Source organism: Streptomyces sp. NPDC006733 (assembly GCF_040636125.1).
Taxonomy (GTDB): Bacteria; Actinomycetota; Actinomycetes; order Streptomycetales; family Streptomycetaceae; genus Actinacidiphila.
On sequence record NZ_JBEYJD010000110.1, the window covers coordinates 1 to 6,919 of the forward strand.

Annotated in this window: 5 protein-coding genes; 1 reads left to right on the forward strand and 4 read right to left on the reverse strand. The window is 71.0% G+C overall.

Translation table 11 applies throughout. The features are described from left to right. Positions 1-96: 96 nt before the first annotated feature. The 4 genes from ABZ721_RS40690 to ABZ721_RS40705 all read right to left on the reverse strand — a co-directional run bounded on the left by ABZ721_RS40690 (position 97) and on the right by ABZ721_RS40705 (position 5,550). On the reverse strand, positions 97-2,364 hold the full coding sequence (locus ABZ721_RS40690; RefSeq protein WP_358793892.1) for a glycoside hydrolase family 3 N-terminal domain-containing protein: 2,268 nt from the start codon (positions 2,362-2,364) through the stop codon (positions 97-99). Positions 2,365-2,465: 101 nt separating this feature from the next. Continuing rightward, entirely contained in the window at positions 2,466-3,284 is an 819-nt protein-coding gene (locus tag ABZ721_RS40695) for a carbohydrate ABC transporter permease (RefSeq protein WP_358793888.1), read from the reverse strand. Further along, entirely contained in the window at positions 3,284-4,210 is a 927-nt protein-coding gene (locus ABZ721_RS40700; RefSeq protein ID WP_358793889.1) for a sugar ABC transporter permease, read from the reverse strand. Before ABZ721_RS40700 ends, ABZ721_RS40695 begins: the two co-directional genes overlap by 1 nt. 14 nt (positions 4,211-4,224) lie before the next feature. Next, positions 4,225-5,550, reverse strand: a complete 1,326-nt coding sequence (locus ABZ721_RS40705) for an extracellular solute-binding protein (RefSeq protein ID WP_358793890.1) — start codon at positions 5,548-5,550, stop codon at positions 4,225-4,227. Between the two features lie 182 nt (positions 5,551-5,732). On the opposite strand from ABZ721_RS40705, the gene ABZ721_RS40710 reads away from it, so the two are divergent. After that, positions 5,733-6,749, forward strand: coding sequence for a LacI family DNA-binding transcriptional regulator (locus ABZ721_RS40710; protein WP_358793891.1), 1,017 nt, complete (start codon positions 5,733-5,735; stop codon positions 6,747-6,749). The last annotated feature ends 170 nt before the right edge of the window (positions 6,750-6,919 follow it).

The window sequence follows — 6,919 nt, forward strand, 5'->3', positions numbered from 1 at the left end:
CCATGACGAGCAGGGCTGTCGGTGCGTCGACCGGTGCGTTCATGTCGGGCTGGTCTCCTCGGCCTGTCCGGGGCCGGACCGGCGGCCGGACGGTCCTCAGGCCACGGTGAACGTCGCGTGCAGGCGACGGGTGTGGTCCAGCGGGCGGACCGGCCCGGTGAGGGTGAGCGGGACGCTCAGCCGGAAGTCGGTGCTGGAGGCGGCGACGCTCACCTCCAACGCTCCGGGCTCGACGATGCGGTGCCCGTCGCGCCCGGTGAAGGACGCGAGGTCGGCCGGAACGGTGACCCCGATCCGCACCGACTCGCCCGGGCCGAGCGCGACCCTCCGGTACCCGATCAGTCGCTGTACCGGCTGCACCACCGAGGCCACCGGGTCGTGCAAGTAGACCTGGACGACCTCGGTCCCCTCACGGTCGCCCGTGTTCGTCAGCCCGAAGGCGAACCTGAACGCTCCGTCGGTGCCGGTGCTGTCCTCCTCGACGTCGAGCGCGGAGTAGGCGAACCGGGTGTACGTCAGGCCGTGGCCGAAGCCGTAGGCCGCGGTCGGATCGGTGCTGGAGACCTCACCGGCCTGGGCCAGCCGCGCCGCGAGATACGTGGACGGTTGCACGCCGGGGCGGCTGGGCACACTGACCGGCAGCCTGCCCGACGGGTTGACCCGCCCGCTGAGCACCCCGGCGACGGCCCGGGCCCCGGCCTCGCCCGGGAAGAAGGACTGCACGATCCCGGCCGCCTCGTCCACCGCGCGGCCCAGCGCGTAGGGGCGCCCCGCCAGCAAGGTGACCACCACCGGCGTCCCGTCGTCGAGCAGGGCGTCGAGCAACTGCTGCTGCACGCCCGGCAGCTGGAGCGACTCGGCGTCGCAGCCCTCACCGCTGGTGCCCCGGCCGAAGAGCCCGGCCCGGTCCCCGAGGGCGAGCACCACGACGTCCGCGCCGCGCGCCAGCTCGATCGCCTCGGCGAAGCCGGAGGTGTCGGTCCCGTCGACCGTCGCCCCCGGCGCGGTGACCAGCTCGCTGTGCGGGAACTCCGCCGCCAGCTCCTGCGCCAGCGTCGGCAGCTCGATGCCGAGCGGGACGTCGGGGTGCTGGCCGCCGACGTGGACCGGGAACGCGTAGCAGCCGAGCAGCGCGTGCGCGGTGTCCGCGTTGGGGCCGATCAGAGCGATGCGCCGGGGGCGGGCGAGCGGCAGGATGCCGTCGTTGTGCAGGAGCACTACGGCCTGCTCGGCCACGGCCGCGGCCAGTTCCCGGTTCTCGGGGGGATCGAGATCGAGGGTGCCGCGCAGCGCTTCCGGGTCCGACAGGTCGGCCCCCGCCAGCCCGGCCGGCACCGGATCCCAGTCCGGGTCCAGCAGTCCCAGCTGCGCTTTCTGCAGCAGCACGCGGCGCAGCGCCCGGTCGACCAGCCGGACGGGCACGGTCCCGGCGGTCACCGCGTCGTGCAGTGGCTGTCCGAAGGTCTTCAGCGTGGGCAGTTCCACGTCCACCCCGCTGGTGAGGGCCAGTGCGGCGGCCCCCGACCAGTCCCCGGCGACACCGTGCAGGGTCTTCAGGAAGGCGATGCCGAAGTAGTCGGCGACGACGGTGCCGGTGAACCCCCAGGTCACCCGGAGCAGTCCGGTGAGCAGTTCCTCGTCGGCGGCGGAGGGGATGCCGTCGGTGTCGGTGTAGGCGTGCATGACCGACCGCGGGCGGCCCTCCCGCAGCGCCATCTCGAACGGCGGCAGGATCACGTCGGCCCGCTCGCGGGTGCCCATGCTGACGGGCGCGAGGTTGCGTCCCGCGCGCGACGCCGAGTAGCCGGCGAAGTGCTTGAGCGTGGCGACGATCCCGGCCCCTTCCAGGCCCTGCACGTAGGCGGTGGCCACGGTGCCGACCAGGTAGGGGTCTTCGCCGATGGTCTCCTCCACGCGCCCCCAGCGGGCGTCGCGGACCACGTCCAGGACGGGGGCGAGCCCCTGGTGCACGCCGACGGAGCGCATGTCGCGCCCGATCGCCGCCGCCATCGAGCGCACCAGCCCGGGGTTGAAGGTGGCGCCCCAGGACAGCGGGACCGGATAGGCGGTCGCCCCCCAGGCGGCGAACCCGGCCAGGCACTCCTCGTGGGCCAGGGCGGGGATGCGGAAGCGGTTCGCGGCCGCGATGCGGCGCTGGGTGCGCAGCAGGGACACGGCGCCGAGCGCGGGGTCGACCGGGACGGTGCCGAAGGGCCGGGTCAGCTGTCCCAGGCCCTGCGGCAGCAGCGCGTCGAGGTCGGTCTGCTCCTCCAGGTCGTGCTGGTGCGGGGCGACGTCGCCGCCCTCGTTCGAGGCGCCCACCCAGACGCCCGCCAGCTGGGCGAGCTTCTCGGGCAGCGTCATCGCGCGGATCAGGGCGTCGACGCGGGTGGCGTCGTCGAGTGAGGTGTCCTGCCAGACGGGGGTGCCGGGATCGGTGTCCACTGCCACGTTCAGGTCGTTCGTCACTTGCCGCCGACTCCCATCAGGCCCTGTACCAAGGTGCGCCGGGCGCACAGGTAGACGATCAGAATCGGCAGCATCGACAGCACGACGGCGCTGAGCAGCCCGGGGACGTCGACGCCGTGTTCGGTCTGGAAGTTGTAGAGGCCCAGGGTGATCACCTTGGTTGAGTCGGACTGGGTCAGGACCAGGGGGAAGAGGAAGCCGTTCCACGCCTGCAGGGCGGAGAACACCACGATGGTCGACACCCCGCCTCGGGACAGGGGCAATACGAGTTGCAGGAAGACGCGCCAGGGCGGTGCACCGTCCATGGCCATGGCTTCGTAGAGCTCGGTGGTGATCTCCCGCATCGCGCCCGTCAGGATCAGCGTGCAGATGGGCAGGGAGAACGCGGCGGTGGGCAGGATGACGCCGATGAGGTTGTCGTAGAGCCCGGCTTTGCTGATGACGTAGAACATCGGCACGATCACGGCCTGGGCCGGGATGGCGAGGCCGAGCAGGAAGGTCCGGAAGACCAGGGACATCGCCCGGTTGCCGCTCCTGACGATGGCGTAGGCCAGCGGCGGCACCAGCAGCAGCACGATGCCGACCACGGACGCCGTGACGATCAGGGTGTTCGCGAAGTCCTGCCCGAAGCCGTTGGTGAAGTCGTCGAGGTAGTTCTGGAAGGTGAGGTGGGAGGGGAACTCCAGGGGGCCGGCGGTCGAGTAGTCCGACTGCGTGCGCAGCGTGGACAGCAGCAGGATGTACAGCGGGAACCCGACCAGGAAGAGCCAGAGCAGCGAGCCCAGCCCGGCCAGGTAGTTGGGGCGTCTGCGCATCAGATCCCCTCCGAGGTGCTGCGCATCTTGTCGTAGCCGGACAGCCGGACCAGGACGAGTGAGATCACGGTGGAGGCGACCACGAGGACCAGGGCGATGGCGGACGCGCCGCCGAAGTCGAAGCCCTTGAAGGCCTGCTGGTACATGTAGAAGGCGCTGATGGTGGTGTCCGTTCCGGGGCCGCCCTGGGTCAGGATCAGCACGGTGTCGAAGGTGGTGAGTCCGCCGACCACCATCAGGATCGTCGAGGTGATGATGGTGTTGCGCAGCTGCGGCAGGGTGATGTGGAAGAACTGCCGTACGGTGCCGGCGCCGTCGATGGCGGCGGCCTGGTAGAGCACCTGCGGGATCGCGCGGGCACCGCCCTGGTAGATCAGGGTGTGCAGCGGGGTCCACTGCCAGGCGCCGACGAAGGCCAGCACGCCGATGGCGCCGCTCTGCGAGCCGAACAGGTTGCCGTCGCCGAACAGCCACTCCGCCTCGGCCGGTACGCCGAAGTTCGGGTCGAGCAGGGCCCGCCACAGCACGGAGACGGCGGTGGCCGACAGTAGGAGGGGGACGAAGTAGATCGCGGACAGGATCGCCCGGTTGCGCTGGTGCCCGGCCGCCCAGACTCCCAGCAGGATGCTGAGGGGCGTCTGGATCGCGACGCCGAGGACGGTGAGCGCGAAGCTGAGCCACAGGCTGTTGATCATGACGTCGTCGTGCAGCAGCGCCGTCCAGTTCGCCATGCCCGCGAACTCCGGCGCGCCCAGCCCGTCCCAGCGGGCGAAGGAGAGCACGGCGACCAGGACGAGCGGGACGATGGCGAACAGGACGAAGAAGAGCGTTGCGGGCAGCGCCCAGGCGATGCCCGGGCGGGCGACCGCAGCGCTGCTGCGGACCGCCCGTCGGGGAGCGGAGCGGGTGGTGGTGTTGCCGGTCATGTCTGCGTCCGAACTCACGAGGTGGGCAGGCCCTGCATGGCCTTGATGAAGCCGTCCGCGTCGGTCTTGCCGTCGAAGAACTCCTGCACGGCCGTGTGCATCTTGGTGGTCGCCGACGGCGGGTACGCCTGGTCCCAGGAGAGCTGGAACGAGGGCGCCGCCTTGACCAGATCGAACTGGAAGGTGGAGTAGGCCGGGGTGCTGGAGGTGGCGAGGAACTGCGCGGTGTTGGTGGTCGTCGGCAGGTTCCCGATCTCCAGCTGCGCCTTCACGAACTCGTCCGAGTACATGACCTTGAGGAAGGCCGCGACGGCCTCGGGGTGCTTGGTCTTCTTCAGCACCGAGTAGAAGTTGTTGGTGTTGCCGACGAGGTTCTTCGGGTCGCCCGTGCCGCCCGCTATGGTCGGGAAGGCGCTGTAGCCCAGGCCGTTCTTGGCGAACTCGGGGTTGGCGTCGTTGTGGGTGGAGTACTCCCAGGAGCCCATCAGCTCGAAGGCCGCCTTGCCCTTGGCCAGCAGGGCCGGGGATCCGCCGTCGGTGAACTTGACGGAGTCGAAGGTGCGGCCGAAGGCGCCGGCGTCGATGAGCTGCTTGAGCATCCCGAGCGACTTCTTGCTCTCCGGGCTCGCCCAGGCGGCGGTGTCGCCGCCCAGGGCCTTCTGGAACAGGCCGGGACCGGCCACGCGGTCGAAGACGTACTCGAACCACATCAGGGTCGGCCACTGGTCGGCGCCGCCGAGGGCGATCGGGGTGACGCCCTTGGCCTTGAGGGTCTGCACGTCGGCCAGCAGCTGCTCCCAGGTGGTCGGCGGGGTCAGGCCGTTCTCGCTGAGCACCTTCTTGTTGTTGAACAGCAGGACGGGCTGGGTGCCGCGCATGGGAACGCCGTAGGACTTGCCGTTGATGACCGCGGTGTTGAACACCGAGGGCAGGAAGTTCGCCTTGAGCCCGGGGTCCTTCGCGATGAAGTCGTCGAGCGGCTGGAGCAGGTCGGCCTTGACGAAGGGGGCGATGCTGCCGCCGCCCCAGTTGAAGAACACGTCCGGGGCGTGCGACGTGTTGATGATCGTCTGCAGCTTCGTCTGGTAGTCCGCGCCCGGGATGGTGTCCAGGACGACCTTGACCTTGGAGGTCTTGTTGAAGCTCTCGACGAGCTGCTTCTCGACCTTGTTGGTGGCGTCGCCGTAGACCAGCACGTGGATGGTCCCGGAGTCGGCCGAGGAAGAGCCGCTGCCGGAACCGCAGGCCGCGGCGCCGAGCAGGAGGGCGGACGCTGCGGCGACGGCGCCGAGCCTGTTCCGGGACGCGCCATTGCGAACAGCGGACAGATGGTGTCTCATGGCCTACCTCGATCGAAAGTTTCGATGAAAATCTCGAATGTCGAGGGGGAATCTATGCAGGCCACCAGAAGCCGTCAAGGGTCTGGACCGTCACGCCTCGGGAACCAGCAGCTGGGCCCAGGGACTACCATCCGTGCCGTGAACTCTTCGACGGCAAGGATCCGCAGCAACGATCGACCGAGGTGGTCCCTGTGACGGTGGCGGCGACGCTGGCCGAGATCGCCCGCGAGGCGGGAGTGTCGGCCCCGACTGTTTCGAAGGTTCTGAACGGCCGAACGGACGTGGCGCCCGCGACCCGCGAGAAGGTCGAGGCGCTGCTGCGCCGGCACGGCTACCAGCGGCGCCGCGGCCACCAGTCCGCGCAGCTGCTGGAACTGGTCTTCCACGAGCTGGAGAGCTCCTGGGCGATGGAGGTCATCCGCGGGGTCGAGAACGTCGTCCGCGAGGAGGGCCTGTCGGTGGTGCTCTCCGAGTCCTCCGGGCGCCTGAGCCTGGGGCAGTCCTGGATGGAGGGCGTGCTCGCCCGCCGTCCGACCGGGGTGGTGCTGGTGCTCTCCGGGCTGGACAGGGACCAGCAGGCACAGCTCACCAGCCGCAAGATCCCCTTCGTCGTGATGGACCCGGCCGGCGACCCCGGCCAGGACGTGCCCGCGGTGGGCGCCACCAACTGGCACGGCGGCCTGGCCGCCACCCGTCACCTGTTGGAACTGGGCCACCGGCGGATCGGCGTGATCGCCGGCCCCAGCCGGATGATGTGCAGCCGCGCGCGGGTCGACGGCTACCGGGCGGCCCTGGAGACGGCCGGCGTCGTCTTCGATCCCGAGCTGGTCCGCGAAGGGGACTTCCACCACGAGGCCGGCTACAGCGCCGGCCTCGAACTGCTGCGCCTGCCCGACCGCCCGACCGCGGTGTTCACCGGGAACGACCTGCAGGCGCTGGGGCTGTACGAGGCCGCCCGCGAGCAGGGCCTGCGCATCCCCGAGGAGCTGAGCGTGGTCGGTTTCGACGACCTTCCCCTCGCGCGGTGGGTCGGTCCGCCGCTGACCACCGTGCGCCAGCCGCTGACCGAGATGGCCGAGGTCGCCACCCGCATGGTGATCGACCTGGCCCGCGGGAACCGCCCCAGCACCCTGCGGGTGGACCTGGCGACCAGCCTGGTCGAGCGCAGCAGCACCGCCCCGCTCCGCACGGGTCGGTGAGGTGCCACCCCGCCCGGGGTGACGTGCCGCCGCTCCCGCCTTTGCGTCCCTCGCCGCCGGGGGGGCGGCGCCCCCCCCCGCGAGGGGGGGGCGGGGGGGGGGCGGGGGGGCGCGGCGCCGGGGTGGGGGGTGGGGTGGGGCGCGGGGGGCGGGCCCGCCCGCGTGGGGGC